The organism is Klebsiella sp. K-3, from assembly GCF_051207495.1.
GTDB classification, from domain to species: Bacteria; Pseudomonadota; Gammaproteobacteria; order Enterobacterales; family Enterobacteriaceae; genus Klebsiella; species Klebsiella aerogenes.
Genome location: NZ_JBPNXF010000004.1, coordinates 1 through 24,087, shown reverse-complemented (window position 1 = coordinate 24,087; position 24,087 = coordinate 1). Strand labels below are relative to the sequence as shown.

The 24,087-nt window shown below is 55.7% G+C and carries 24 protein-coding genes; 8 read left to right on the top strand and 16 right to left on the bottom strand.

All coding sequences use genetic code 11. From position 1 onward, the window contains the following. Position 1: 1 nt before the first annotated feature. The 12 genes from acpS to rseD all read right to left on the bottom strand — a co-directional run bounded on the left by acpS (position 2) and on the right by rseD (position 9,432). The gene (gene acpS, locus ACSEMK_RS07065) at positions 2-382 is read right to left on the bottom strand and encodes a holo-ACP synthase (protein ID WP_271031818.1); all 381 of its coding nucleotides are present in this window, start codon (positions 380-382) and stop codon (positions 2-4) included. Beyond that, positions 382-1,113, bottom strand: a complete 732-nt coding sequence (pdxJ, locus tag ACSEMK_RS07060; RefSeq protein ID WP_042893102.1) for a pyridoxine 5'-phosphate synthase — start codon at positions 1,111-1,113, stop codon at positions 382-384. Before pdxJ ends, acpS begins: the two co-directional genes overlap by 1 nt. An 11-nt stretch (positions 1,114-1,124) precedes the next feature. Further along, a complete protein-coding gene (recO, locus tag ACSEMK_RS07055; RefSeq protein WP_430914704.1) occupies positions 1,125-1,862 on the bottom strand; it encodes a DNA repair protein RecO in 738 nt (245 codons plus the stop codon). A gap of 11 nt (positions 1,863-1,873) precedes the next feature. Next, positions 1,874-2,779, bottom strand: a complete 906-nt coding sequence (gene era / locus ACSEMK_RS07050; RefSeq protein WP_015370290.1) for a GTPase Era — start codon at positions 2,777-2,779, stop codon at positions 1,874-1,876. Next, positions 2,776-3,456 carry a ribonuclease III gene (gene rnc, locus ACSEMK_RS07045; RefSeq protein ID WP_020078171.1) on the bottom strand — a complete coding sequence of 227 codons (681 nt, stop codon included), beginning with the start codon at positions 3,454-3,456 and terminating at the stop codon, positions 2,776-2,778. The genes era and rnc overlap by 4 nt, the downstream gene beginning before the upstream one ends. A gap of 253 nt (positions 3,457-3,709) precedes the next feature. Beyond that, positions 3,710-4,684 (bottom strand): signal peptidase I, encoded by a 975-nt coding sequence (gene lepB / locus ACSEMK_RS07040; RefSeq protein ID WP_047067114.1) that lies wholly within the window; start codon positions 4,682-4,684, stop codon positions 3,710-3,712. A 14-nt stretch (positions 4,685-4,698) separates the two neighbouring features. Then, the gene (gene lepA / locus ACSEMK_RS07035; protein ID WP_008803765.1) at positions 4,699-6,498 is read right to left on the bottom strand and encodes a translation elongation factor 4; all 1,800 of its coding nucleotides are present in this window, start codon (positions 6,496-6,498) and stop codon (positions 4,699-4,701) included. A gap of 184 nt (positions 6,499-6,682) precedes the next feature. Then, a complete protein-coding gene (rseC, locus tag ACSEMK_RS07030; protein ID WP_045392781.1) occupies positions 6,683-7,162 on the bottom strand; it encodes a SoxR-reducing system protein RseC in 480 nt (159 codons plus the stop codon). Next, the gene (gene rseB / locus ACSEMK_RS07025) at positions 7,159-8,115 is read right to left on the bottom strand and encodes a sigma-E factor regulatory protein RseB (protein ID WP_045392783.1); all 957 of its coding nucleotides are present in this window, start codon (positions 8,113-8,115) and stop codon (positions 7,159-7,161) included. Before rseB ends, rseC begins: the two co-directional genes overlap by 4 nt. After that, on the bottom strand, positions 8,115-8,765 hold the full coding sequence (rseA, locus tag ACSEMK_RS07020; protein WP_015370285.1) for an anti-sigma-E factor RseA: 651 nt from the start codon (positions 8,763-8,765) through the stop codon (positions 8,115-8,117). The genes rseB and rseA overlap by 1 nt, the downstream gene beginning before the upstream one ends. Before the next feature lie 32 nt (positions 8,766-8,797). Continuing rightward, positions 8,798-9,373, bottom strand: a complete 576-nt coding sequence (gene rpoE, locus ACSEMK_RS07015; RefSeq protein WP_002914074.1) for an RNA polymerase sigma factor RpoE — start codon at positions 9,371-9,373, stop codon at positions 8,798-8,800. After that, on the bottom strand, positions 9,370-9,432 hold the full coding sequence (gene rseD, locus ACSEMK_RS07010; protein WP_350425049.1) for a rpoE leader peptide RseD: 63 nt from the start codon (positions 9,430-9,432) through the stop codon (positions 9,370-9,372). The genes rpoE and rseD overlap by 4 nt, the downstream gene beginning before the upstream one ends. Positions 9,433-9,795: 363 nt before the next feature. Between rseD and nadB the strand changes: the two genes are divergently transcribed. Next, the gene (nadB, locus tag ACSEMK_RS07005) at positions 9,796-11,415 is read left to right on the top strand and encodes an L-aspartate oxidase (RefSeq protein ID WP_015703185.1); all 1,620 of its coding nucleotides are present in this window, start codon (positions 9,796-9,798) and stop codon (positions 11,413-11,415) included. On the opposite strand, the gene trmN is transcribed toward nadB, so the two are convergent. After that, entirely contained in the window at positions 11,400-12,137 is a 738-nt protein-coding gene (gene trmN, locus ACSEMK_RS07000) for a tRNA(1)(Val) (adenine(37)-N(6))-methyltransferase TrmN (RefSeq protein WP_087858390.1), read from the bottom strand. The genes nadB and trmN overlap by 16 nt on opposite strands. A 130-nt stretch (positions 12,138-12,267) precedes the next feature. Here trmN and srmB point away from each other — a divergent pair, with 130 nt between their 5' ends. After that, a complete protein-coding gene (srmB, locus tag ACSEMK_RS06995; protein ID WP_087858389.1) occupies positions 12,268-13,599 on the top strand; it encodes an ATP-dependent RNA helicase SrmB in 1,332 nt (443 codons plus the stop codon). A gap of 46 nt (positions 13,600-13,645) precedes the next feature. Here srmB and grcA read toward each other — a convergent pair whose 3' ends face one another. Then, positions 13,646-14,029 carry an autonomous glycyl radical cofactor GrcA gene (gene grcA / locus ACSEMK_RS06990; protein WP_002914084.1) on the bottom strand — a complete coding sequence of 128 codons (384 nt, stop codon included), beginning with the start codon at positions 14,027-14,029 and terminating at the stop codon, positions 13,646-13,648. A gap of 312 nt (positions 14,030-14,341) precedes the next feature. On the opposite strand from grcA, the gene ung reads away from it, so the two are divergent. Beyond that, positions 14,342-15,031 (top strand): uracil-DNA glycosylase, encoded by a 690-nt coding sequence (gene ung / locus ACSEMK_RS06985; RefSeq protein WP_047067112.1) that lies wholly within the window; start codon positions 14,342-14,344, stop codon positions 15,029-15,031. A 55-nt stretch (positions 15,032-15,086) separates the two neighbouring features. On the opposite strand, the gene ACSEMK_RS06980 is transcribed toward ung, so the two are convergent. Continuing rightward, positions 15,087-16,157, bottom strand: coding sequence for a tRNA/rRNA methyltransferase (locus ACSEMK_RS06980; protein ID WP_430914702.1), 1,071 nt, complete (start codon positions 16,155-16,157; stop codon positions 15,087-15,089). Positions 16,158-16,361: 204 nt separating this feature from the next. On the opposite strand from ACSEMK_RS06980, the gene trxC reads away from it, so the two are divergent. From trxC to ACSEMK_RS06955, 5 genes are all read left to right on the top strand, one after another. After that, positions 16,362-16,787 (top strand): thioredoxin TrxC, encoded by a 426-nt coding sequence (gene trxC / locus ACSEMK_RS06975; protein ID WP_015370277.1) that lies wholly within the window; start codon positions 16,362-16,364, stop codon positions 16,785-16,787. A 69-nt stretch (positions 16,788-16,856) separates the two neighbouring features. Next, positions 16,857-17,555 carry a tRNA-uridine aminocarboxypropyltransferase gene (gene tapT / locus ACSEMK_RS06970; RefSeq protein WP_430914701.1) on the top strand — a complete coding sequence of 233 codons (699 nt, stop codon included), beginning with the start codon at positions 16,857-16,859 and terminating at the stop codon, positions 17,553-17,555. A 35-nt stretch (positions 17,556-17,590) separates the two neighbouring features. Further along, positions 17,591-20,266, top strand: coding sequence for a bifunctional acetate--CoA ligase family protein/GNAT family N-acetyltransferase (locus tag ACSEMK_RS06965; protein WP_087858387.1), 2,676 nt, complete (start codon positions 17,591-17,593; stop codon positions 20,264-20,266). 96 nt (positions 20,267-20,362) lie between these two features. Continuing rightward, positions 20,363-21,718, top strand: a complete 1,356-nt coding sequence (pssA, locus tag ACSEMK_RS06960) for a CDP-diacylglycerol--serine O-phosphatidyltransferase (protein WP_395226954.1) — start codon at positions 20,363-20,365, stop codon at positions 21,716-21,718. A gap of 41 nt (positions 21,719-21,759) precedes the next feature. Beyond that, positions 21,760-22,083 carry a YfiM family lipoprotein gene (locus ACSEMK_RS06955; protein WP_430914700.1) on the top strand — a complete coding sequence of 108 codons (324 nt, stop codon included), beginning with the start codon at positions 21,760-21,762 and terminating at the stop codon, positions 22,081-22,083. Between the two features lie 2 nt (positions 22,084-22,085). Here ACSEMK_RS06955 and ACSEMK_RS06950 read toward each other — a convergent pair whose 3' ends face one another. Next, complete coding sequence (locus tag ACSEMK_RS06950) at positions 22,086-23,384, bottom strand: MFS transporter (RefSeq protein WP_430914699.1); 1,299 nt, start codon at positions 23,382-23,384, stop codon at positions 22,086-22,088. Positions 23,385-24,087: the final 703 nt, after the last annotated feature.

The following is a 24,087-nucleotide window of genomic DNA, read 5'->3' as shown; positions in this document are numbered from 1 at the left end:
TTTAGCTTTCGACGATCACCGTGGCGCAGGCATAGTGGCGTTCATCGGCGAGAGTGACGTGAATAGCGCTTACCCCCATCCGTTCAGCCAATAGCTTTGCTTCGCCCCATAGCCGCAGTTTCGGCTTGCCTAATTCATCGTTGAAAACTTCGAACTGATTAAACGCCAGGCCGTTGCGAATACCGGTTCCGAGCGCTTTCGCCGCCGCTTCTTTGACCGCAAAGCGTTTTGCCAGAAAACGCACCGGCTGCTGATGATGCTCCCAAATGCTCCATTCGTGATCGCTCAGCACCCGGCGCGCCAGGCGATCGCCGCTACGGGCGATCACCGCTTCGATGCGGGCGATTTCGACGATGTCGGTACCCAGCCCGAGAATCGCCATTAGCCGCGCGCTTCCAGCATCAGGCGTTTCATTTCCGCGACAGCTTCTTTCAGGCCGCTCATCACCGCGCGACCAATAATGGCATGACCGATATTCAGCTCATGCATTTCCGGCAAGGCGGCAATGGCTTTCACGTTGTGATAGGTCAAACCGTGACCGGCATTCACCTTCAGACCAAGGCTGGCGGCATAAGTCGCCGCTTTGGCGATACGCTCAAGCTCTTTTGCCTGTTCGGCATCGGTTTTGGCATCGGCATAGCAGCCGGTATGGATTTCGATATACGGCGCGCCCACGTCGGCAGCCGCTTTGATCTGCTCATCATCCGCGTCAATAAACAGGGAGACCAGAATACCGGCATCCGCCAGGCGCTGACAGGCATCGCGCATCTTATCGCGCTGTCCGGCCACGTCCAGCCCACCCTCGGTGGTCACTTCCTGACGCTTCTCCGGCACCAGGCAGCAAAAGTGCGGTTTAGTTTCGCAGGCAATCGCCAGCATCTCTTCAGTGACCGCCATTTCAAGGTTCATTCGGGTGTGCAGAGTCTGGCGCAGGATGCGCACGTCACGATCGGTGATATGGCGGCGGTCTTCGCGCAGGTGCACGGTAATACCATCGGCGCCGGCCTGTTCAGCAATAAAAGCCGCCTGCACCGGATCCGGATAAGCGGTACCGCGCGCGTTACGCAATGTCGCAATGTGGTCAATATTGACCCCTAACAGTAATTCAGCCATGACAATCCTCGTTAATCATTATTCGTATTATCGGCTCGCGCCTTTCGCGCGGGCATAAACTGGCGAAACAGTTCCCGGCTCTTGAGCGGTTTCACTCCAAGATACGGCTTCAGGGCGATGCGGGTAAAGCGCTTCGCGGCGCGCAGCGTATCTACATCCGGAAACTCTCGGCTAGCCAACGCTTTCAAATGGTGCCCGGTAAACGTGCTGTTATCAATCACCAGGCTGGCGATAAAGCCTTTTTCTTCACGATAGCGGTAGGTCATGGTGTCATCCACCGGGTCGCCGCTGCCGGCGCAGTGGAGGAAATCAACGCCATAGCCCAGGTGCCCGAGCAGCGCCAGTTCAAAGCGCCGCAGCGCGGGCTCCGGCGAACCGCTGGTCCCGGCAAGGGCCTGAATGCAGTGCAGGTAGTCGAAAAAGAGTTCGGAGAAGCGCGTTTCGTGCTCGAGCACACGGGAGATGAGTTCGTTAACGTAAAGACCGCTGTAGAGCGTGATGCCGCTGAGCGGCAGCGCCAGCGAGACGGCTTCCGCGCTGCGAAGGGTTTTGACTTCGCCGCGGCCGCCGAAGCGAACCAGTAAGGGGGTGAAGGGCTGTAAAGCGCCTTTGAGATTAGAACGTTTGGAGCGTGCGCCTTTGGCAACCAGGCGCACGCGGCCGGACTCTTCCGTGAAGACGTCCAGCATCAGACTGGTTTCGCTCCACGGTCGGCTATGCAGGACAAAGGCGCGCTGCCATCCATCCACGTTGCGTTAACTCAGAGGTCGTCAACGTAACCGAGACTGCGCAGCGCGCGCTCGTCATCGGCCCAGCCGGATTTCACTTTGACCCACAGTTCGAGGTGCACCGGCGCTTCAAACATCTCTTGCATGTCTTTGCGCGCTTCGATGCCGATGGTTTTGATTTTGGCGCCTTTGTTGCCAATTACCATCTTCTTCTGCCCTTCACGCTCGACGAGGATCAGGCCGTTGATGTCGTAACCGCCGCGTTCGTTACTCACGAAACGTTCAATTTCGACGGTCACGGAGTACGGCAGTTCAGCGCCGAGGAAACGCATCAGCTTTTCGCGGATGATCTCGGAGGCCATAAAGCGCTGGGAACGGTCGGTAATGTAATCTTCCGGGAAGTGATGGATCGCTTCCGGCAGATGTTTACGTACGATCGACGCGATAGTATCAACGTTGGTGCCGGTTTCCGCAGAGATCGGCACGATGTCGAGGAAGTTCATCTGGCTGGCAAGGAACTGCAGGTGCGGCAGCAGATCCGCTTTTTCCTGCACGTTATCAACTTTGTTGACGGCCAGAATCACCGGCGCGCGCGCATCGCGCAGCTTGTTCAGCACCATCTCGTCATCTTGCGTCCAGCGGGTGCCTTCAACGACAAAGATAACCAGTTCCACGTCGCCAATCGAGCTGCTGGCCGCTTTGTTCATTAAGCGGTTAATCGCGCGCTTCTCTTCCATATGCAGGCCCGGGGTATCAACATAAATCGCCTGATACGGCCCTTCGGTATGGATACCGACGATGCGGTGACGGGTAGTCTGCGCTTTACGGGAAGTGATCGAAATCTTCTGCCCCAGCAGCTTGTTCAACAGCGTGGATTTGCCAACGTTTGGACGACCAACGATGGCGACAAATCCGCAATAACTTTTTTCTTCGCTCATTCCAGCTCCAGTTTTTTCAGCGCCTGTTCGGCGGCAGCCTGCTCCGCCTTGCGACGGCTGGAACCTGTGCCAACCACCGGTTCACTCAGGCCACTGACCTGGCAGTGGATAGTAAATTCCTGATCGTGCGCTTCGCCGCGTACCTGGACGACCAGGTAGGACGGCAGCGGCAGATGACGCCCCTGCAGATACTCCTGCAGACGAGTCTTCGGATCCTTTTGCTTATCGCCCGGGCTGATTTCATCCAGACGAGTCTGGTACCAGGAGAGGATTAAGCGTTCAACATTTTGAATATCGCTGTCGAGGAAAACCCCGCCGATTAAGGCTTCTACGGTGTCAGCCAGAATCGATTCGCGACGAAAACCGCCGCTCTTCAGCTCGCCAGGCCCAAGGCGCAGGCACTCGCCCAGTTCAAATTCGCGGGCGATTTCCGCCAGCGTATTGCCTCGCACCAGCGTCGCGCGCATACGGCTCATATCTCCTTCGTCTACCCGAGGGAAACGATGATAGAGCGCATTGGCGATCACGAAACTTAAAATAGAGTCGCCTAAAAACTCGAGACGCTCGTTGTGTTTGCTGCTGGCACTGCGGTGAGTTAATGCCTGTTGCAACAGCTCCTGATGAACAAAAGTGTAGCCCAGCTTTCGTTGAAGCCGATTAATTACGATGGGGTTCATGCGTTACCAATAAATGAATGCGTCAAAGATGCAGCACACGAAACCGACCTGAGCATACATACCCTTGATATATAAGGGCAGAAACTAACCAACGCGGTTTCGTGTGCAGTGTCACTCTTTCGAGAGACAACCAAAAACTTCGGGGGGATATTCTATACGCAACGACAAGGGATGTCGTTAGTTTGGATGGATTTAAATACTAAATAATTCGCGCTGCCATTATTGCACCGGCAGCGCGAATTAAGACAAGGAATTAGTGGATGCCGCCGATGCGCGATAAACGTACGCCGGTTGGCCACTCACCTTCCTGTTTTTCGAAGCTCATCCAGATGGCGGTGGCTTTACCCACCAGGTTCGCTTCCGGCACGAAGCCCCAGTAACGGCTGTCGGCGCTGTTGTCGCGGTTGTCACCCATCATGAAGTATTCACCCGGCGGAACGACCCATGTCGCCAGCGGCTGACCGGACTGACGATAGTACATCCCCACCTGATCCTGAGCGATAGGTACCGTCAGAATACGGTGGGTCACTTCGCCCAGCGTCTCTTTGCGCTCGGTCAGACGAATACCGTCGGCTTTGGTTTCGCCTTTTGGCAGCTGCCAGAAACCGCTGGTGGCTTCACCGCCGTTGCGACGGGAGAAGGTCTGAACGAAATCGCTCGGCTCAACGTTTGAGTAGGTGATCGGCAAGGCGCTCCCGCATGCCTGGCCCGACGCGCAGCCAGGCTCAATCGTCACCTGCTTAGCCACCGGATCGTAAGTGACTTTATCCCCCGGCAGACCAACCGCACGCTTGATGTAGTCAAGGCGCGGATCTTCCGGATATTTAAACACCACGATGTCGCCACGCTTCGGATGGCCGGTTTCGATCAGCGTTTTCTGGTAGATCGGATCTTTAATGCCGTAGGCGAATTTCTCCACCAGGATAAAATCGCCAATCAGCAGAGTCGGCATCATCGAACCTGACGGGATCTGGAACGGCTCATAGATAAACGAACGCACAATCAGCACAATCGCCAGCACCGGGAAGATCGAGGCGCCGGTTTCCAGCCAGCCCGGCTTTGGGCCAACCTTCTTCAGCGTTTTCTTGTCCAGCTGATCGCCAGTCGCTGCCTGAGCAGCGGCCTGACGTTCACGACGTTTTGGTGCGAATACGAACTTATCCAGGCACCACAACAGCCCTGTCACAAGGGTCGCAATGACCAGAATCAGGGCAAACATGTTCGCCATGCCAACTCCTTAGATTATTTGCCGTCTTTACCAACGTGCAGAATGGCGAGGAACGCTTCCTGCGGCAGTTCAACGTTACCAACCTGTTTCATACGCTTCTTACCTTCTTTCTGCTTCTGCAGCAGCTTTTTCTTACGGCTGACGTCGCCGCCGTAGCATTTCGCCAGGACGTTTTTACGCAGCTGTTTCACGGTAGAGCGCGCGATAATGTGGTTACCAATAGCCGCCTGAATCGCAATATCGAACTGCTGACGCGGGATCAGCTCTTTCATCTTCTCGACCAGCTCGCGGCCACGATACGGCGCGTTGTCGTTGTGCGTAATTAACGCCAGCGCATCGACGCGCTCGCCGTTGATCAGTACGTCAACGCGCACCATGTTAGAAGCCTGGAAGCGCTTGAAGTTGTAATCCAGCGACGCATAGCCGCGGGAGGTGGACTTCAGACGGTCGAAGAAGTCGAGGACCACTTCCGCCATCGGGATTTCATAGGTCAGCGCAACCTGTTTGCCGTGGTAAACCATGTTGGTTTGCACGCCGCGTTTCTCGATACACAAGGTAATCACGTTGCCGAGGAACTCCTGCGGCAGCAGCATGTGACATTCGGCGATCGGTTCACGCAGTTCCTGAATATTATTCAGCGGCGGCAGCTTCGATGGACTATCGACGTAGATAACCTCTTTAGAGGTGGTTTCTACTTCATAGACTACCGTCGGCGCGGTGGTAATCAGGTCAAGATCGTATTCACGCTCCAGACGCTCCTGAATGATTTCCATGTGCAGCAGGCCGAGGAAGCCGCAGCGGAAGCCGAAGCCCAGCGCCGTTGAGCTTTCCGGCTCATAGAACAAGGATGCATCGTTCAGACTCAGTTTGCCCAGCGCATCGCGGAAGTTCTCATAGTCATCAGAGCTCACCGGGAACAGACCGGCGTAGACCTGCGGCTTCACTTTTTTGAAGCCCGGCAGCGCCTTATCCGCTGGATTACGCGCCGCGGTCAGGGTATCGCCCACCGGCGCGCCAAGGATGTCTTTAATGGCGCACACCAGCCAACCCACCTCGCCGCATTTGAGTTCGGTACGGTCAACCTGTTTCGGGGTGAAGATGCCCAGACGGTCGGCGTTATAGACCTGACCGGTGCTCATTACCTTAATTTTGTCGCCTTTGCGCATGGTGCCGTTTTTAATACGCACCAGCGACACGACGCCTAAATAGTTATCGAACCAGGAGTCGATAATCAGCGCCTGCAGCGGCGCGTCCGGATCGCCTTCCGGCGGCGGAATGTCGCGTACCAGACGTTCCAGCACATCCGGCACGCCAACACCGGTTTTCGCCGAGCAGCGAACCGCGTCGTGAGCGTCGATACCGACGATATCTTCAATCTCGTCCGCTACGCGCTCAGGGTCGGCCGCAGGCAGGTCGATCTTGTTAAGAACCGGAACGACTTCGAGGTCCATTTCCATCGCGGTATAGCAGTTCGCCAGGGTCTGGGCTTCTACGCCCTGCCCGGCGTCAACCACCAGCAGCGCGCCTTCGCACGCTGCCAGGGAGCGCGAGACTTCATAAGAGAAGTCAACGTGGCCCGGGGTGTCGATAAAGTTAAGCTGATAGGTTTCACCATCGCTGGCTTTATAGTCGAGGGTGACGCTCTGCGCCTTGATGGTAATGCCGCGCTCACGTTCAAGGTCCATGGAGTCCAGAACCTGGGCCGCCATTTCGCGATCAGAAAGGCCACCGCAAATCTGGATGATACGGTCAGACAGCGTCGACTTACCGTGGTCGATGTGAGCGATGATCGAAAAGTTACGTATATTCTTCATATTTAGAGTTAATTATGCCTTACGAGTCTCATGAGGCCGCTGTTCTGTGCCTGACGTTTTTTAATCCGAAAACGCCGCATTCTACACTACATCCGCGAAACCAGGAAATGCTGTTAGATCCAGCATAACGGCAGAATTGTGGCGTTGTATCAGGAAGCGTAAATAAAGATGAGGGACAGTGAAATCACTGCCCCATTTCAGAGGAAGGCGTATCAACGCGCAGCAGATCCGGCGGTAAACCGACGCTTAAAATCACTGGCTGCCACGACTGGCGAGCAGCCAGCTTCGGCGACAGCCCGCGCGCCACCAGGAACCCGCCGACGCCGCCAAGCAACGCGCCGCACAGCGAAGCAATGTCGCTGGCAAACAGCACCTGGAAAATCGACGCCATCACGAACAGCCCGAACAGCGGCGCCATGTATACCAGCAGCGCCGAACCCAGCAGGCTGCTTTCAGCAATGCCCAGTTCCACTTTTTGCCCGGCCGTCAGCGGCTGGTCGCAGGGAACGCTTATGGTATGGCTGGTTTGCGGCCCCAGTTTATTGAGCACCCGGCTACCGCAGCCGGCGCGCGAGGCGCAGCTGCTGCAAGAGGCTTTAACATCGCAGTGAACCTGCGCCACGCCGTTGTGCCAGGAGACGACAGTCGCCCACTCTTTGATCATTGCGCGGCCCTGAACTTAATGCTGTCTGAGATACGTTTTGCCGTTTGCGGCGGTAATTCGCCAACCACCGAGATTTCGGCGTTATCGCGTACCGAAGTGCTGACGGTACGGCGACCGGTGCGCAGCAGCTGATCGCTGCTGTTAGCCGTCGCGCGATTAACGTTAACGGAGAAGCTAAACAGACCGTCGGAATAGAGACGAGACTCGACCGGACCGTCGAAGGTCGGTAAACGACGCTGGCTGCTGGAAACTTCCGTCACGCCCTGCGGCAGCCAGGTTGGCGCCCAGTTAAAGTTGGCTTTATTGCCGCTTTCCGGAACCGACAGTTGCGGCGGCAGGCTGGCTTTTGACAGCGCTTCCATACTCGAGCTTACGTTATCACCGATATTGAATGAGACCACCCGGAACTGCTCCAGGGTTTCACCGTCGCGGTCGAGCAAGTCGACGCGTAGCGGCAGCTTGGTCTCGGCATCCAACCACGCAATGTAGCTATAGCGCGTACCGTCGCGGGCCACCACGCGCACTACATCACATAGGCGATCGGCGATACGCGTCCGGCCAACGGAGATGAAATCATAATACGAGGCCAGCTTTTTGAAATCGGTATACACCAGAGACGGCAAGGAATCGACGATATAGTCGCCGTTCAGGGTGAAGGGATCGAGACCGGGTTCAAAATAGCTGATTTCAGTACCGCGCAGCACCACTTCCCGACGAGGACCGTCGAGCTGCAGCAACTGAGCAAGGGGCTGGTTGTTCAACCGCACGTGACGATAGCGCAGCGACTCAACGCCCTGTTTGTTGATACTGACAAAAGACAGCTCGTAGTTGAGGGACTGGCTAGCCAGGTTCATCTGCTGCAACAACGCCCCGGACGATGTATCAGCCGAGGCGTTGGTGGAGAAGAACAGGCTGCCTGCCATGAGCGACATGGCACACCAAAGTTGCTTCATTACTGCGATTGCGTTCCTAAAGTTTGATAACCCGGCACCTGAACAGCGGCTTGCTGAGTCTGGGCCTGGCCAAACTGAAGCTGCTCAGCGTGCAGGCGACGCTGCAATTCATAGTCCTGCAGCATAGCATTAATACGACGACGTTGCTCCTGAACCTGCGCCTGCTGACCGCTGCCGGCTGAGGCATCGGCCGGAACGCCCAGGCTAACCGGGCTAGCTTTGCCCATCATCGGCATGGTGTTGAAGACTGGCGCTTCCGGCTGCTGGGAGGCATCGGAGTGTCCGTTATACTGCTGGACACCGACGATAACGGCCAGAGAAACGCACGCTGCCACGCCCATTTGGGTAAGCGAGCTGGCCCACGGGCGCACTTTCTGCCAGAAAGGCATTTGACGCCACTGGTGTGGAGCGGGTTGAGATTCAGGAATAAGCGGCGCAACCTGACGAGCAGGTTCGTTCTCGATGGCGGCCATCACGCGAGCTGAGATATCAAATTGGAGCATCTCAGCGGTATCGCCTCGCAGCGTGTCGCGGATGAGATGGTAGCTCTCCCAGGTTTTTTGCATTTCAGAAGAACGACTCAGCTCATTGAGCAGCTCGTTATCCAGCGTTTCACCATCCATTAAGGCCGAAAGTTTTTCTTTCTGCATGCCTGATACCCTTTTCCAGTATTCCGCTATCGTCAACGCCTGATTAGCGGTTGAACTTTATTATCAATAGCTTCACGTGCCCGGAAGATACGCGAACGTACCGTGCCAACCGGACAATCCATGATGGCGGCTATTTCTTCATAGCTCAGGCCATCCAGCTCCCGCAACGTAATTGCCATGCGTAAATCTTCCGGAAGCGATTCAATGGTACGAAAAACTATTTGTCTCAGCTCTTCTGACAACATTAAGTTCTCAGGGTTCGAAATTTCTTTCAATGCCCCGCCGCTTTCGAAGTTTTCCGCCTCGTTGGCGTCAACATCGCTTGATGGCGGACGGCGTCCCTGAGCAACCAGATAATTCTTTGCCGTGTTCACGGCGATACGATACAACCAGGTATAAAAAGCGCTATCCCCCCGGAAAGAATCCAGCGCACGCCACGCCTTCACGAACGATTCCTGAACAACGTCAGCGATATCGCCCGGCGGTACATAGCGGGAGACCAGGCTTGCCACCTTGTGCTGATAGCGCACTACCAGTAGGTTAAAGGCTTTCTGATCTCCTTTCTGGACCCGTTCAACGAGGACCTGATCCGTTAACTGCTCGCTCATCCGAGGTAATGTCTCCCCAAACCCAATTCCCATGCGTATTCAGAACACCACCCAAGCACTGCATTATGAGCAAGCAGACGTTTGGAGTGTCTGAACACAATAAAGTTCCGTTACGCTTTTGATTTTTGTCTGACAACGGTGGACTGATTGTTATCTCTCATTATAAGTCCCGTTGTTCAACGCCAGGTAAGCTAATGAAGAAAAAGCGCAAGGCCCGCCTGAAGGGTAACGTAACCCAACTTATTTTTCACTATAAAATCTGAAGGTAACGGTCTGCTTCGCAAATATTTTCTTTCGTTTACATATTTACTTTTCCGCCTGCCTTGTTTAGCCCGCACAACTATTCACGAAAATAATTGTACGATTTAGCCCCACCAGGTGCTATGGTGAGGCCATTGTGTTTAGTAAATTAAACAGAAGCTATGAAGACGACTCCCGACTTTTCCTGCGATGTATTGATTATCGGCAGCGGCGCTGCCGGATTGTCTCTGGCGCTGCGCCTGGCGGAACGCCACTCGGTTACCGTCCTGAGCAAAGGCCCGGTTAGCGAAGGTTCAACTTTCTATGCCCAAGGAGGGATTGCCGCCGTTTTCGACGAAACCGACAGCATCGAATCCCACGTCGAAGATACGCTCATCGCCGGGGCCGGCCTTTGCGACCGTCATGCCGTCTCCTTTGTCGCAAGCAACGCCAAACCCTGCGTACAGTGGCTTATCGATCAGGGGGTACTGTTTGATACCCAGGTCCAGGCCAATGGCGAAGAGAGCTACCATCTGACCCGCGAAGGCGGCCATAGCCATCGGCGGATCCTGCATGCCGCCGATGCCACCGGTAAAGAGGTTGAGACGACATTGGTTGGCAAAGCGCTGGCACATCCGAATATCACCATTCTGGAACGTAGCAACGCGGTTGACCTGATTATCTCCGATAAGATTGGCCTGCCGGGTACCCGGCGGGTGGTGGGCGCATGGATCTGGAACCGTAATAAGGAAAAGGTAGAAACCTGCAGCGCAAGAGCCGTGGTGCTCGCGACCGGCGGCGCAGCTAAAGTCTATCAATACACCACCAACCCTGATGTCTCCTCCGGCGACGGCATCGCCATGGCCTGGCGCGCGGGATGCCGTGTGGCCAATCTCGAATTTAACCAGTTCCACCCTACCGCGCTGTTTCATCCACAGGCGCGAAACTTCCTCCTGACGGAAGCCCTGCGCGGCGAAGGCGCGCTGTTGAAACGGCCTGACGGTAGCCGCTTTATGCCGGACTTCGACGAGCGCGGCGAACTGGCCCCGCGCGATATCGTCGCCCGCGCCATCGACCATGAGATGAAACGCCTCGGCGTCGACTGCATGTATCTGGATATTAGCCATAAGCCCGAAGCGTTTATTCGCCAACATTTCCCGATGATTTATGAAAAGCTACTCGGCCTCGGCATTGATTTAACCAAAGAGCCGGTGCCTATCGTACCCGCCGCCCACTATACCTGCGGCGGCGTGATGGTGGATGATAACGGACGTACCGACGTCGACGGCCTTTACGCTATCGGCGAGGTGAGCTACACCGGGCTGCACGGCGCCAACCGCATGGCCTCGAACTCATTGCTGGAGTGTCTGGTGTACGGCTGGTCGGCAGCCGAGGACATTGCCAAACGCCTGCCGCTGGCGCAAGCGGCGGAACAGCTGCCGCCGTGGGATGAAAGCCAGGTTGAGATCCCGGATGAACTGGTGGTGATTCAACATAACTGGCACGAACTGCGCCTGCTAATGTGGGATTATGTCGGAATTGTGCGTACCACCCGCCGGCTGGAACGAGCGCTGCGGCGTATTACTATGCTGCAGCAAGAGTTGGATGAGTATTACGCGCGTTTTCGCGTCTCCAATAACTTACTGGAGCTACGCAATCTGGTGCAGGTGGCCGAGCTTATCGTGCGTTGCGCCATGCAGCGTAAGGAGAGCCGCGGCCTGCACTATACGCTCGACTATCCGGACACGCTGGAAAACAGCGGTCCGTCGGTGCTCTCGCCGCTTGCTCACATAAAGAGATAGAAATCGCGGGTCAGGGCGGTAAAGCCTTCAGAATACTGCTGCTCTGGCCCACGAACCACCAGCCGATCGCTGAAACACTCGCCGGCGCTGGGAGAGAATGCCAGCAGGACGCGATGCGGCGGACGCATTTCTGTTTCCGCCACGTCGGTGCGTAAGCGCAAATGCCATCCCATCGCTTTCGCCCTATCGACAAACGCATTACCTATATCCACCGGCAGCACTACGCAGAAAAAGCCCTCCTCGGTAATCAGATCCGCGGCGCAGGCGAGCAGCGTCGTATGATCGAGTGAGGTGGTATAACGCGCTTGTTCGCGCTGCGACGTCGCGCAAGGTACACCTTCGGCAAAAAACGGCGGATTGCTGACGATAAGCTCATAGCGCCGCGGCGGCTGCGGCTGCCACTGCTGAATCGGCGCCTGAAATACCGCGACGCGTCCAGACCAGCTGCTGGCCGCCACGTTATCCCGCGCCTGCGCCGCGGCCTCTTCATCCAACTCCACCGCATCCAATTGGACCGAATCCGCGGTACGCTGGGCTAACATTAATGCCAACAAACCGCTACCGGTTCCGATATCCAGCACGTGCTTCACCTGAGCAATCGGCGCCCAGGCGCCCAGCAGAATACCGTCGGTACCGACTTTCATGGCGCAGCGATCGTGGGCGACAAAAAATTGTTTAAAGGTAAAACCATTGCGCGGCAGCGCAAACTTCGACTGAGACATCCTCAAAACCTTGCTGACAAAAACTCCTGTGCTTAAGGCTATGCACAATACCGGAGAACAGATAGCCTTACAAACAGATGAACATTACGTCAGTAACGTCTATAATCGGCGGCCCACTCAGAGGTAGAACATGACTGTAACGACTTTTTCCGAACTTGAACTCGACGAAAACCTGCTGGAAGCGCTCCAGGATAAAGGTTTCACACGCCCGACAGCCATTCAGGCCGCCGCTATTCCGCCTGCGCTTGATGGCCGTGATATTCTCGGTTCTGCGCCGACAGGCACCGGTAAAACTGCGGCATATTTGCTGCCAGCGTTGCAGCATCTGCTTGATTTCCCGCGTAAGAAATCGGGGCCGCCGCGGATCCTTATCCTGACGCCGACCCGCGAGCTGGCGATGCAGGTTGCCGATCACGCCCGCGAACTGGCGAAGCATACCCATCTGGATATTGCCACCATTACCGGCGGCGTTGCGTACATGAACCACGCGGAAGTGTTCAGCGAAAACCAGGATATCGTGGTCGCCACCACCGGTCGCCTGCTGCAGTATATTAAAGAAGAGAACTTCGACTGCCGCGCGGTAGAAACGCTGATCCTTGATGAAGCGGACCGCATGCTGGACATGGGCTTTGCCCAGGATATCGAAACCATCGCCGGTGAAACCCGCTGGCGCAAGCAGACCATGCTGTTTTCCGCCACGCTGGAAGGCGATGCAATTAAAGACTTTGCCGAACGCCTGCTGGAAGAGCCGGTTGAAGTTTCTGCAAATCCGTCGACCCGCGAACGTAAAAAAATTCACCAGTGGTACTATCGCGCCGATGATATCGATCATAAAACCGCGCTGCTGGTTAATCTGCTGAAGCAGCCGGAAGCAACCCGCTCTATCGTCTTCGTGCGTAAACGCGAGCGCGTTCACGAACTGGCCGCTAAGCTGCACGAAGCTGGCATTACCACCTGCTGGCTGGAAGGCGAAATGGTGCAGATCAAACGTAACGAAGCGATTAAACGCCTGACTGATGGTCGCGTGAACGTGCTGATTGCCACCGACGTCGCCGCGCGCGGTATTGATATTCCGGATGTCAGCCACGTGTTTAACTTCGATATGCCGCGCACCGCCGATATCTATCTGCACCGTATTGGCCGTACCGGCCGTGCTGGTAAGAAAGGCACCGCTATTTCGCTGGTTGAAGCGCACGATCACCTGCTGCTGGGCAAAATCGGCCGCTACGTTGAAGAACCGCTGAAAGCGCGCGTGATTGATGAATTGCGACCGAAAACCCGCGCGCCGAGCGAGAAGTTAACCGGTAAGCCTTCAAAGAAAGTACTGGCGAAACGCGCCGAGAAAAAAGAGAAAGAAAAAGAGAAGCCGCGGGTGAAGAAACGCCACCGCGATACCAAAAACATCGGTAAGCGCCGTAAGCCAAGCGCTGCCGGGACGCCGTCAACGTCTAACGAAGAGTAAAAAAAAACGCCGGGATATCCCGGCGTTTTCACATCTGGCTTGAGCCTTACAGGCTTTCGGTAAAGGTACGAGCGATAACGTCGCGCTGCTGTTCCGGAGTCAGAGAGTTAAAACGTACCGCGTAGCCGGAAACACGAATAGTCAGCTGCGGGTATTTTTCCGGGTGCTCAACGGCATCCAGCAGGGTTTCACGACGCAGCACGTTCACGTTCAGGTGCTGACCGCCTTCCACGCGGACTTCCGGTTTCACGTCTACCGGGATTTCACGGTATTCGATTTCACCCAGTTTGCTCACCGCAACCACGTCATCTTCCGCAAAACCACCCTTGGCACACAGGCAGCGCGCTTCGCCTTTTTCGCTATCCAGCAGCCAGAAAGAGTTCAGCAGGTCGTCGTTTGCCGCTTTAGTAATTTGGATACCAGTAATCATTTGATGCCTCCCAGGCAGTGTTTATTCGATTTTGGCCTCTTAGCGGCCAATTGGTAAAACCATTGTTGTATGAGTGTATATATATCAGCCGCTCACCCGGCATTCATTGATTTAAATCAACAAAAACCACTCACTCAAAGTGGGTATATAGGGATAGTATTGTTTTACATCAAGTTACGCCAGTAGATGCCATAAAAAATATTGTAAATTTTCAATTTTTTTTATGCGCAATCAGTCAGGAATAACGTCGCGATTTTGTTATGCAGAAAGAAGCAGTTAAGCTATGGGCATGACACTTTGCAGGAGAGCAAGATGACCACCCCATTAACCTGGCACGACGTGCTGGCGGAAGAGAAGCAGCAGCCCTATTTTCTCAACACCCTCAAGACCGTCGCCGAAGAGCGCCAGTCCGGCATGACTATCTATCCGCCGCAGAAAGATGTCTTTAACGCCTTTCGCTATACCGAACTGGGCGAGGTCAAAGTGGTCATCTTAGGTCAGGATCCCTATCACGGCCCGGGACAGGCGCACGGTCTGGCCTTTTCTGTTTTACCGGGAGTGCAGATACCGCCGTCGCTGCTGAACATGTATAAAGAGCTGGAAGGCACCATCCCCGGCTTTCAGCGCCCGGCGCATGGTTATCTCGAAAGCTGGGCACGCCAGGGCGTGCTTCTGCTTAATACCGTGTTAACGGTGCGCGCCGGCCAGGCGCATTCACACGCCAGTCTCGGCTGGGAAACCTTTACCGATAAAGTGATAGCGCTGATTAACCAGCATTGTGAAGGAGTGGTATTTTTATTGTGGGGCGCACACGCGCAGAAAAAAGGCGCCATTATCGATCGCCAGCGCCATTGCGTTCTGAAAGCGCCGCACCCATCGCCGCTGTCGGCGCACCGAGGTTTCTTCGGCTGCAACCACTTTGTGCAAACCAACCAGTGGCTGACCGAACGCGGCGAGGCGCCCATTGACTGGATGCCGGTGCTGCCCGCTGAAAGCGAGTAAGCGACGGCAATAAAAAAGCCAGCATCAGCTGGCTTTTTGCATTCAGAGACCGATATCAGGCCTTATTCTGACGCCACCATTCCGCCAGCAGCACGCCGGTCGCCACGGAGACGTTAAGGCTTTCGACGTTACCGGTGCCGTCGATGGCGACGTTGAGGTCAGAGCTGGAGATCGCCGCATCGGACAGACCGTCGCGCTCCTGGCCTAATACCAGCACCATTTTTTTCGGCAGCTCGGCCTTAAACAGCGGCGTACCGTTATGGCTGGACGTAGAGACGATAGCGTAGCCAGCCTGACGGAACTGCGTCAGGGTATCGATAAAGCTGTCGCCGGTGATCGGCTCAACATGTTCCGCACCGCCTTCTGCAGTACGGATCGCCGCGCCAGACTCCAGCACGCCGGCATCCTGCACTACTACGCCTTTCACGCCAAAGTGCGCGCAGCTACGCATAATCGCGCCGAGGTTGTGCGGGTTGCCGACATCTTCCAGCGCCAGTACGCAATCTTCGGCTTCTGCTTTCGCCACCCACTGGGCCACGGAAGTACCATGACGTTTTTTGATCAGGAAGCAGACGCCGCCGTGGTGTTCGGTACCAGACGCCTTCGCCAGCTCGGCTTCGTCCACAACGTGGTAGGCCTTACGGTTGGCCGCCATCCAGCGCAGCGCCTCTTTAAAGCGCGGAGTGACGCTCTGGATAAACCAGGCACGTACGATGGCTTCCGGACGGCTCTGGAACAGCGCCTGACAGGCGTTCTCGCCGTAGACGCGAGTCTCTTCGGCGCGCTGACGACGCAGTACTTCCGGATCGATAAAGCTCTTACCGCTGATGCCGCCGTGATCTTCTTTTACCGGCGTCTCATCGCCAGGGGCGCGGGAAACGGTACGCCACGGGGATGCATCATCACGGTTAAAATCATTGCGCTTGCGATCGTCGCGTTTGCGATCGTCGCTGCGGCTGTTACGTTCATCGCGCGCAGGGCGGCTGCGGCCGTCAACACGTGACTTTCCTGGACGACCTCCCCCTTTCCCGGTACGCGGGTTATGGGTACGTTTGTCAGAATCATCATCACTGCGGACATACATCACTTTGACCTTGCCGCTTTTATTTTTCAGTTCGTCGCTCATCTATTTTCTCCACCTGCGCTGCGCGAAGCGCGAAGATTACCCGATGTATCTTCACTTAGCCATTATTTCATTTAAAAGCCTTGGTCTATTGTAACCATCGAACAAAAGACATTGTCCTTTATTCGCGCCTCATCGATAATATGTAACATTACAGAAACAAATCGGCCACGTGCCGCGCTGCAACCCCATAACCAGAGGTTAGTTATGAATACCGTTTGTGCCAGTTGTCAGGCTCTTAACCGCATCCCCGAAGACCGTAGCGCTGATGGCGCCAAGTGCGGACGCTGCGGCCACGATCTTTTTGACGGCGATGTCATCAACGCGACCGGGGCAACGCTGGATAAACTATTAAAGGACGATCTGCCAGTCGTTATTGATTTCTGGGCCCCGTGGTGCGGCCCATGCCGTAGCTTCGCGCCGATCTTTGAAGATGTGGCTGAAGAGCGCAGCGGCGAAATGCGTTTTGTGAAAGTGAACACCGAAGCCGAACGCGAACTGAGCGCTCGCTTCCGCATCCGTAGCATTCCAACCATTATGATGTTCAAAAATGGTGAAATGGTCGACATGCTGAATGGCGCCGTTCCCAAAGCGCCCTTCGATAGCTGGCTGAACGAAGCCAACCAGCAGTAAACCCACCGGGGCATCGCTTGTGCCCCGTTTTCTCCTCTGCGACAATAGCGTTTTTCATTAGCGACTCCCATGATTGATAACGCTGTCCTTCGGCTACGCGCCGAACGCCTCGCGCGCGCAACCCGGCCTTTTCTTGCTCGCGGCAACCGTATCCGCCGCTGTCAGCGCTGCCTGCTCCCCCTAAAACAGTGTCTGTGCGCAACGCTGGCGCCGGCACCTGCCGACAGCCGTTTTTGCCTGGTGATGTTCGACACCGAGCCAATGAAGCCCAGCAATACCGGACGCCTTATCGCCGATATTCTGCCCAACACCGAAGCGTTTCAGTGGTCGCGTACCGAGCCGCCGCAGGCGCTGCTCGATCTGGTCGCCAACCCCGATTATCAGCCCATGGTCGTCTTTCCGGCCTCTTATGCCGGAGCGGAACGCCAGGTACTGAGCGCCCCGCCGGAGGGTAAGCCGCCGCTGTTTATTATGCTCGACGGCACCTGGACGGAAGCGCGGAAAATGTTTCGCAAAAGCCCGTATCTCGATGCGCTGCCGGTAATCTCTGTCGACCTGTCGCGCATCTCCGCCTATCACCTGCGCGAAGCCCATGCCGACGGTCAGTACTGTACGGCGGAAGTCGCCATCGCCCTGCTGGACTTAGCCGGCGACGCACAGGCGGCTGCCGCGCTTGGCGATCACTTTAGCCTGTTCAGAAGCCGCTATCTGGCGGGAAAAACGCAGCATAAGGGCAGTATCACAGCACAACAGGCTGAAAGCGTTTAAAATCATTCGGTCACTGGGGATCAAAGGAGACCGGTATGAGCCAACGAGGCCTGGAAGCACTGCTGCGGCCAAAATCGATCGCCGTCATTGGCGCATCGATGAAACCGCAGCGCGCTGGCTATTTAATGATGCGTAATCTGTTGGCCGGCGGTTTTAATGGCCCGGTCCTGCCGGTGACGCCCGCCTGGAAGGCGGTGCTTGGCGTACTGGCGTGGCCGACTATCGACAGCCTGCCGTTTACCCCGGATCTGGCGGTGCTCTGTACTAATGCCCGGCGCAACCTCGAGTTGCTCGAGGCCTTAGGGCGGAAAGGGTGTAAAACCTGCATTATCCTCTCTTCACAGCCAGACCAGTACCCGGCGCTGCTCGAGTGCGCCGCCCGTTATCAAATGCGTCTGCTCGGTCCCAACAGCCTGGGGCTGCTGGCGCCGTGGCAGGGCCTGAACGCCAGCTTTTCGCCGGTCCCTATCCAGCGCGGCAAGCTGGCGTTTATCTCGCAATCCGCCGCCGTCTCTAACACCATTCTGGACTGGGCGCAGCAGCGTGAAATGGGCTTTTCGTACTTTATTGCGCTGGGCGATAGCCTTGATATCGACGTCGACGACCTGCTCGATTTTCTCGCCCGCGATAGCAAGACCAGCGCTATCCTGCTCTATCTGGAGCATCTCAGCGATGCCCGGCGTTTTGTCTCCGCTGCCCGTAGCGCCTCGCGTAATAAACCCATTCTGGTCATTAAAAGCGGCCGCAGCCCGGCGGCGCAGAAATTACTGCATGTAAACTCAGGGATGGATCCCGCCTGGGACGCCGCTATTCAGCGGGCGGGGCTGCTGCGCGTGCAGGACACCCATGAACTCTTTTCCGCCGTTGAAACCCTGAGCCATATGCGCCCATTGCGCGGCGAAAAGCTGATGATCATCAGTAATGGCGCCGCGCCGGCAGCGCTGGCGTTGGACGAACTGTGGCTGCGTAACGGCAAGCTCGCCAATCTCAGTGAAGCCACCTGTGACCAGCTCAGGCAGGCGTTACCGACAGGCGTCGAAGTGGCTAATCCTCTGGATCTGCGCGATGACGCCAGTAGCGAGCACTATCTCAAAGCGCTGAATGTATTGCTGGACAGCCAGGATTATGATGCGCTGCTGGTGATTCACTCCCCCAGCGCCGCGGCGCCGGGTACCGAAAGCGCGCTGGCGTTGATTGATGCCCTTAAGCGTCATCCGCGCGGAAAATACGTCACGGTGCTGACGAACTGGTGCGGGGAGTTCTCCTCCCAGGAGGCGCGACGGCTATTTAGCGAGGCAGGTATTCCAACCTATCGCACACCCGAGGGTACCATTACCGCCTTTATGCATATGGTGGAATACCGTCGCAACCAGAAACAGCTCCGTGAAACGCCGGTATTGTCCGATACGTTGACCGCCAATACCGCCGAGGCTCACACGCTATTGCAGCGCGCGCTGAGCGAAGGCGCGACCTCACTGGACACCCATGAGGTCAGCCCGGTGCTGCGCGCCTACGGCATCCATACTCTTCCCACCTGGATTGCCGCCGACAGCGCCGAAGCGGTACATATCGCCGAGCAGATTGGCTACCCGGTGGCCTTGAAGTTACGTTCGCCGGATATTCCGCATAAATCTGAAGTTCAGGGCGTTATGCTCTATTTGCGTACTGCTGCTGAAGTCCAGCAGGCGGCGGACGCGATTATTGACCGGGTAAAAATGGCCTGGCCGCAGGCACGCATTCATGGCCTGTTGGTACAGAGCATGGCCAACCGCGCCGGGGCGCAGGAACTTCGGGTCGTCGTCGAGCATGACCCGCTTTTCGGCCCGCTGATTATGCTTGGCGAGGGCGGCGTCGAATGGCGAGCGGAAAATCAAGCCGCGGTCGCCCTGCCGCCGCTGAATATGAACCTGGCGCGTTATCTGGTGATCCAGGCCATCAAAAGCAAAAAGATCCGCGGACGCAGCGCGCTACGCCCGCTTGATATTCCCGGTCTCAGCCAGTTGCTGGTACAGGTCTCTAACCTGATCGTCGATTGCCCCGAGATCCAGCGGCTGGATATTCACCCCTTGCTTGCTTCCGGCAACGAATTTACCGCCCTCGACGTTACTCTCAGCCTGGCGCCATTTAGCGGCGACAGCGAAAGCCGGCTAGCAGTCAGACCCTATCCGCAGCAACTTGAGGAATGGGTGGTAATGAAAAACGGCGAGCGCTGCCTGTTCCGGCCGATCCTGCCTGAGGATGAACCTCTGTTATTAGCCTTTATTGAGCAGGTCACCAAAGAAGATCTCTATTACCGCTACTTCAGCGAGATCAACGAATTCACCCATGACGACTTAGCCAATATGACGCAGATCGACTACGATCGTGAAATGGCTTTTGTTGCGGTACGCGCCACGGAGCAAGGAAGCGAGATCCTCGGCGTGACCAGAGCGATTTCCGACCCTGATAATATTGATGCCGAGTTTGCCGTACTGGTACGCTCGGACCTGAAAGGTTTAGGCCTTGGCCGACAGCTCCTTGAAAAGCTGATCGCCTACACGCAAGGACACGGATTACAGCGCTTAAATGGCATCACCATGCCAAATAACCGCGGCATGATAGGCCTCGCCAGGAAACTTGGCTTTGCAGTGGATATCCAGTTAGAAGACGGAATTGTAAGCCTGTCTCTTGCACTAAATACGTTACATTCGGTGACAAGCGACAGCAATTAATGACCACATTCGCGGGTAGTGATGGTATTATTGCCCGCTTACGTCGTCTGCATGGTACAGAAGACCCTTCAATAAACAGAGAAGAAACGCACTGTGATGTTGTCAAAATTTAAGCGTAATAAACATCAACAACACCTTGCCCAACTCCCTAAGCTCTCTCAGTCAGTTGATGATATCGAGTTCTTTTACGCGCCGGCTGATTTCCGCCAGGCGCTACTGGCAAAGATAGCCCACGCCACCCAGCGTATTTGCATTATTGCGCTCTACCTCGAGCAAGATGATGGCGGAAAAGGAATACTGCAAGCCCTGTATGACGCTAAACGTCAACGTCCGGAACTGGATGTACGCGTGCTGGTTGACTGGCATCGCGCCCAGCGCGGCCGCATCGGCGCAGCAGCTTCCAATACCAATGCCGACTGGTACTGTCGTATGGCCCTGGAAAACCCTGGGATTGAAATCCCGGTCTATGGCGTCCCGGTCAATACCCGGGAAGCGCTCGGCGTGCTCCATTTTAAAGGCTTCATCATCGACGATAGCGTCATCTATAGCGGCGCCAGCCTGAATGATGTGTACCTGCATCAGCATGATAAATATCGCTACGATCGCTATCAGTGTATCCGCAACGGCAAGATGGCCGACGTAATGTTCGACTGGGTCGAGCACAACCTGGTACAGGGTCGCGGCGTAAATCGACTGGATCGCCCGGATCGGCCGAAAAGCCCGGAAATCAAAAATGATATCCGCCTGTATCGCCAGGATCTGCGCGAAAGCGGCTATCACTTCACCGGCAATGCCGATGAAGATCAACTGTCAGTCACACCGCTGGTCGGGCTCGGTAAATCGAGCCTGCTCAACAAGACTATCTTCCACCTGATGCCGTGTGCGGAACATAAGCTGACCATCTGCACCCCGTATTTCAACCTGCCCGCCGTACTGGTCAGAAACATTATTTCTCTGCTACGCAGCGGCAAAAAAGTGGAAATCATCGTCGGCGATAAGACCGCGAACGACTTCTATATCCCGGAAGATCAGCCGTTTAAAATCATCGGCGCATTGCCTTATTTGTACGAAATTAACCTGCGTCGCTTCCTGAGCCGACTGCAATATTATGTGAATACCGATCAGCTCATCGTGCGTTTATGGAAAGATGACGATAACAGCTACCACCTGAAAGGTATGTGGGTTGATAACGAATGGATGCTGTTGACCGGCAACAACCTCAATCCGCGCGCCTGGCGGCTGGATTTGGAAAATGCCGTGCTTATCCACGATCCTAAGCATCAACTGCGCGAAATGCGGGAAAAGGAGCTTCAGCTCATCCGTACGCATACGACGGTAGTGAAGCATTATCGCGATCTACAAAGCATCGCCGACTATCCGGTGAAGGTGAAAAAGCTCATCCGCCGTCTGCGACGCATCCGCATCGACCGTCTTATCAGCCGCATTCTCTAAGATCAACGCCCCGTAATACGGGGCTTTTTTCAGGAAGCACTATGCGCTACTTCGTGATTATTATCCCTCTTCTGCTCAGTGGTTGCAGCCATATGGCCAATGATTCCTGGCGTGGTCAGGACAAGGCCCAACACTTTCTCGCGTCGGCAATGCTCTCCGCGGCCGGCAATGAATATGCGCAGCATCAGGGATACAGCCGCGATCGCAGCGCCGCCATCGGCCTGATGTTTTCCGTTAGTCTGGGGGCATCAAAAGAGTTATGGGACAGCCGCCCGGCTGGGAGCGGCTGGAGCTGGAAGGATTTCGCCTGGGATGTCGCCGGCGCCACCACCGGCTATGCGGTGTGGCAACTGGCGCGTCAATAAGGTTACAAACGCAGGCCCTTCCCTTTGCCATGTAGCATCAGGGAGACCAGGAAGGCAATCGCCGCCATTACCGTCACGTACCAGTAGAAGGCATTTTCCATTCCCGCAGATTTAAGCGACAGCGCGACATATTCAGCCGAACCGCCGAACAGCGCGTTTGCTACCGCATAGGACAGGCCCACGCCCAGCGCGCGAACCTGTGCTGGAAACATTTCCGCCTTCAGGATACCGCTGATGGAAGTGTAGAAGCTGACGATCAACAACGCGCAAATCACCAGCGCAAATGCGGCATACGGCGAGCTAACATTCTGCAGCGCACTCAAGATTGGCACGGTAAACAGCGTCGCCAGCACGCCGAAGCATAGCATTGAAGTACGGCGCCCCACCTTATCCGAGAAGGCGCCAAACAGCGGTTGTACCAGCATATACACGAAAAGCGCCGCCGTCATAATCATGCTGGCGGTGCTGGCCGACATGCCTGCGGTATTCACCAGATATTTTTGCATGTAGGTGGTGAAGGTGTAAAAAGTCAGCGAGCCAGCGGCGGTAAAGCCCAGCACCATGACAAAAGCGCGGCGATTACGCCACAAACCTTTAAAGGAACCGGCCTCTTTCAGCGCACGAGTTTCCTGCTTCGAGGTTTCATCCAACTGACGACGCAGCCACAGCGCGACGATGGCCAGTACGGCGCCCAGCGCAAAAGGAATACGCCATCCCCAGGCATGCAAGTCTTCATCACTGAGGATTTGCTGTAGCGCGACAACGACCAGTACCGCCAGCAGTTGACCGCCAATTAACGTAACGTACTGGAAAGAGGCGTAGAATCCTTTCTTTCCTTCTACTGCCACTTCACTCATGTAGGTCGCGCTGGTGCCATATTCCCCGCCAACGGACAGCCCCTGGAACAGACGTGCCAGCAACAGCAGCACCGGTGCCCAGGTACCGATAGTGGCGTATCCCGGTAGACAAGCAATCACCAGCGAGCCGAAGCACATCATGCATACCGAAATAAGCATTGAGGCTTTACGTCCGCGCCGGTCAGCAATGCGGCCAAATAGCCAGCCGCCGATGGGGCGCATCAGGAAGCCAGCGGCAAAAACTCCGGCTGTTTGTAACAATTGAGTGGTGGTATTTCCTGAAGGGAAGAAGATGTGCGCAAAATAGAGTGAGCAAAATGAGTAGACATAAAAATCAAACCATTCCACCAGGTTCCCTGAAGATGCACCCACAATTGCCCACACACGGCGCCGGGTATCGCCCTGCTCCAGGGCCCCCTGCTCGTTAATGCTACTTTCTGTCATTATAATTTTGCTCCAGCAAAGACCGTAATCTGTCTCATCGGGCGTGACACGTCACTTGGACAAATTAATTAGTGAACCAAATGTTATATAATTGTTATTTATTTATATGTGATTGTATTCACATTTTTTTTCGTAACACTGGTTTTCGCGATTTACGTCAGTACATGAGCAGTGAAAAAGTGAATTATGGCGAAGTGGGTATAACAACGGGGTTTTATATGGCTTTGAATGAAGGTGAGCGTGTGGATATGGCGCGATCTTCCCCGCAGGAGGTGCGGATCGGTAGCCCCGGTAAGCGCAGCGCCACCGGGGAGATGGCGGAGTACCTGTCCGCAAAACACAAAAACAAAAGGCTCGGTCTTCCGACTGAGCCTTTCGTTTACGTTGGTATGACAGTGGCTTTCCCCGGGGGCGGCGCGATGCGCCTTTCCCGGGCTACGGGTTGCTACGCGGTCTGTAGCCCCGGTAAGCGCAGCGCCACCGGGGAGATAGACGCACACACAGTAAAAAACCCGCACCTTTCGGTACGGGGTTCTTCTTATTTGATGCCTGGCAGTTTATGGCGGGCGTCCTGCCCGCCACCCTCCGGGCCGTTGCTGCGCAACGTTCAAATCCGCTCCCGGCGGATTTGTCCTACTCCGGAGAGCGCTCACCGACAAACAACAAATAAAACAAAAGGCCCAGTCTTGCGACTGAGCCTTTC

Excerpts from the sequence above, each read along its gene's own strand:
- acpS (WP_271031818.1), bottom strand. The coding sequence starts at position 382 with ATGGCGATTCTCGGGCTGGGTACCGACATCGTCGAAATCGCCCGCATC.
- pdxJ (WP_042893102.1), bottom strand. The coding sequence starts at position 1,113 with ATGGCTGAATTACTGTTAGGGGTCAATATTGACCACATTGCGACATTG.
- era (WP_015370290.1), bottom strand. The coding sequence starts at position 2,779 with ATGAGCGAAGAAAAAAGTTATTGCGGATTTGTCGCCATCGTTGGTCGT.
- rnc (WP_020078171.1), bottom strand. The coding sequence starts at position 3,456 with ATGAACCCCATCGTAATTAATCGGCTTCAACGAAAGCTGGGCTACACT.
- lepB (WP_047067114.1), bottom strand. The coding sequence starts at position 4,684 with ATGGCGAACATGTTTGCCCTGATTCTGGTCATTGCGACCCTTGTGACA.
- lepA (WP_008803765.1), bottom strand. The coding sequence starts at position 6,498 with ATGAAGAATATACGTAACTTTTCGATCATCGCTCACATCGACCACGGT.
- rseC (WP_045392781.1), bottom strand. The coding sequence starts at position 7,162 with ATGATCAAAGAGTGGGCGACTGTCGTCTCCTGGCACAACGGCGTGGCG.
- rseB (WP_045392783.1), bottom strand. The coding sequence starts at position 8,115 with ATGAAGCAACTTTGGTGTGCCATGTCGCTCATGGCAGGCAGCCTGTTC.
- rseA (WP_015370285.1), bottom strand. The coding sequence starts at position 8,765 with ATGCAGAAAGAAAAACTTTCGGCCTTAATGGATGGTGAAACGCTGGAT.
- rpoE (WP_002914074.1), bottom strand. The coding sequence starts at position 9,373 with ATGAGCGAGCAGTTAACGGATCAGGTCCTCGTTGAACGGGTCCAGAAA.
- nadB (WP_015703185.1), top strand. The coding sequence starts at position 9,796 with ATGAAGACGACTCCCGACTTTTCCTGCGATGTATTGATTATCGGCAGC.
- trmN (WP_087858390.1), bottom strand. The coding sequence starts at position 12,137 with ATGTCTCAGTCGAAGTTTGCGCTGCCGCGCAATGGTTTTACCTTTAAA.
- srmB (WP_087858389.1), top strand. The coding sequence starts at position 12,268 with ATGACTGTAACGACTTTTTCCGAACTTGAACTCGACGAAAACCTGCTG.
- grcA (WP_002914084.1), bottom strand. The coding sequence starts at position 14,029 with ATGATTACTGGTATCCAAATTACTAAAGCGGCAAACGACGACCTGCTG.
- ung (WP_047067112.1), top strand. The coding sequence starts at position 14,342 with ATGACCACCCCATTAACCTGGCACGACGTGCTGGCGGAAGAGAAGCAG.
- ACSEMK_RS06980 (WP_430914702.1), bottom strand. The coding sequence starts at position 16,157 with ATGAGCGACGAACTGAAAAATAAAAGCGGCAAGGTCAAAGTGATGTAT.
- trxC (WP_015370277.1), top strand. The coding sequence starts at position 16,362 with ATGAATACCGTTTGTGCCAGTTGTCAGGCTCTTAACCGCATCCCCGAA.
- tapT (WP_430914701.1), top strand. The coding sequence starts at position 16,857 with ATGATTGATAACGCTGTCCTTCGGCTACGCGCCGAACGCCTCGCGCGC.
- ACSEMK_RS06965 (WP_087858387.1), top strand. The coding sequence starts at position 17,591 with ATGAGCCAACGAGGCCTGGAAGCACTGCTGCGGCCAAAATCGATCGCC.
- pssA (WP_395226954.1), top strand. The coding sequence starts at position 20,363 with ATGTTGTCAAAATTTAAGCGTAATAAACATCAACAACACCTTGCCCAA.
- ACSEMK_RS06955 (WP_430914700.1), top strand. The coding sequence starts at position 21,760 with ATGCGCTACTTCGTGATTATTATCCCTCTTCTGCTCAGTGGTTGCAGC.
- ACSEMK_RS06950 (WP_430914699.1), bottom strand. The coding sequence starts at position 23,384 with ATGACAGAAAGTAGCATTAACGAGCAGGGGGCCCTGGAGCAGGGCGAT.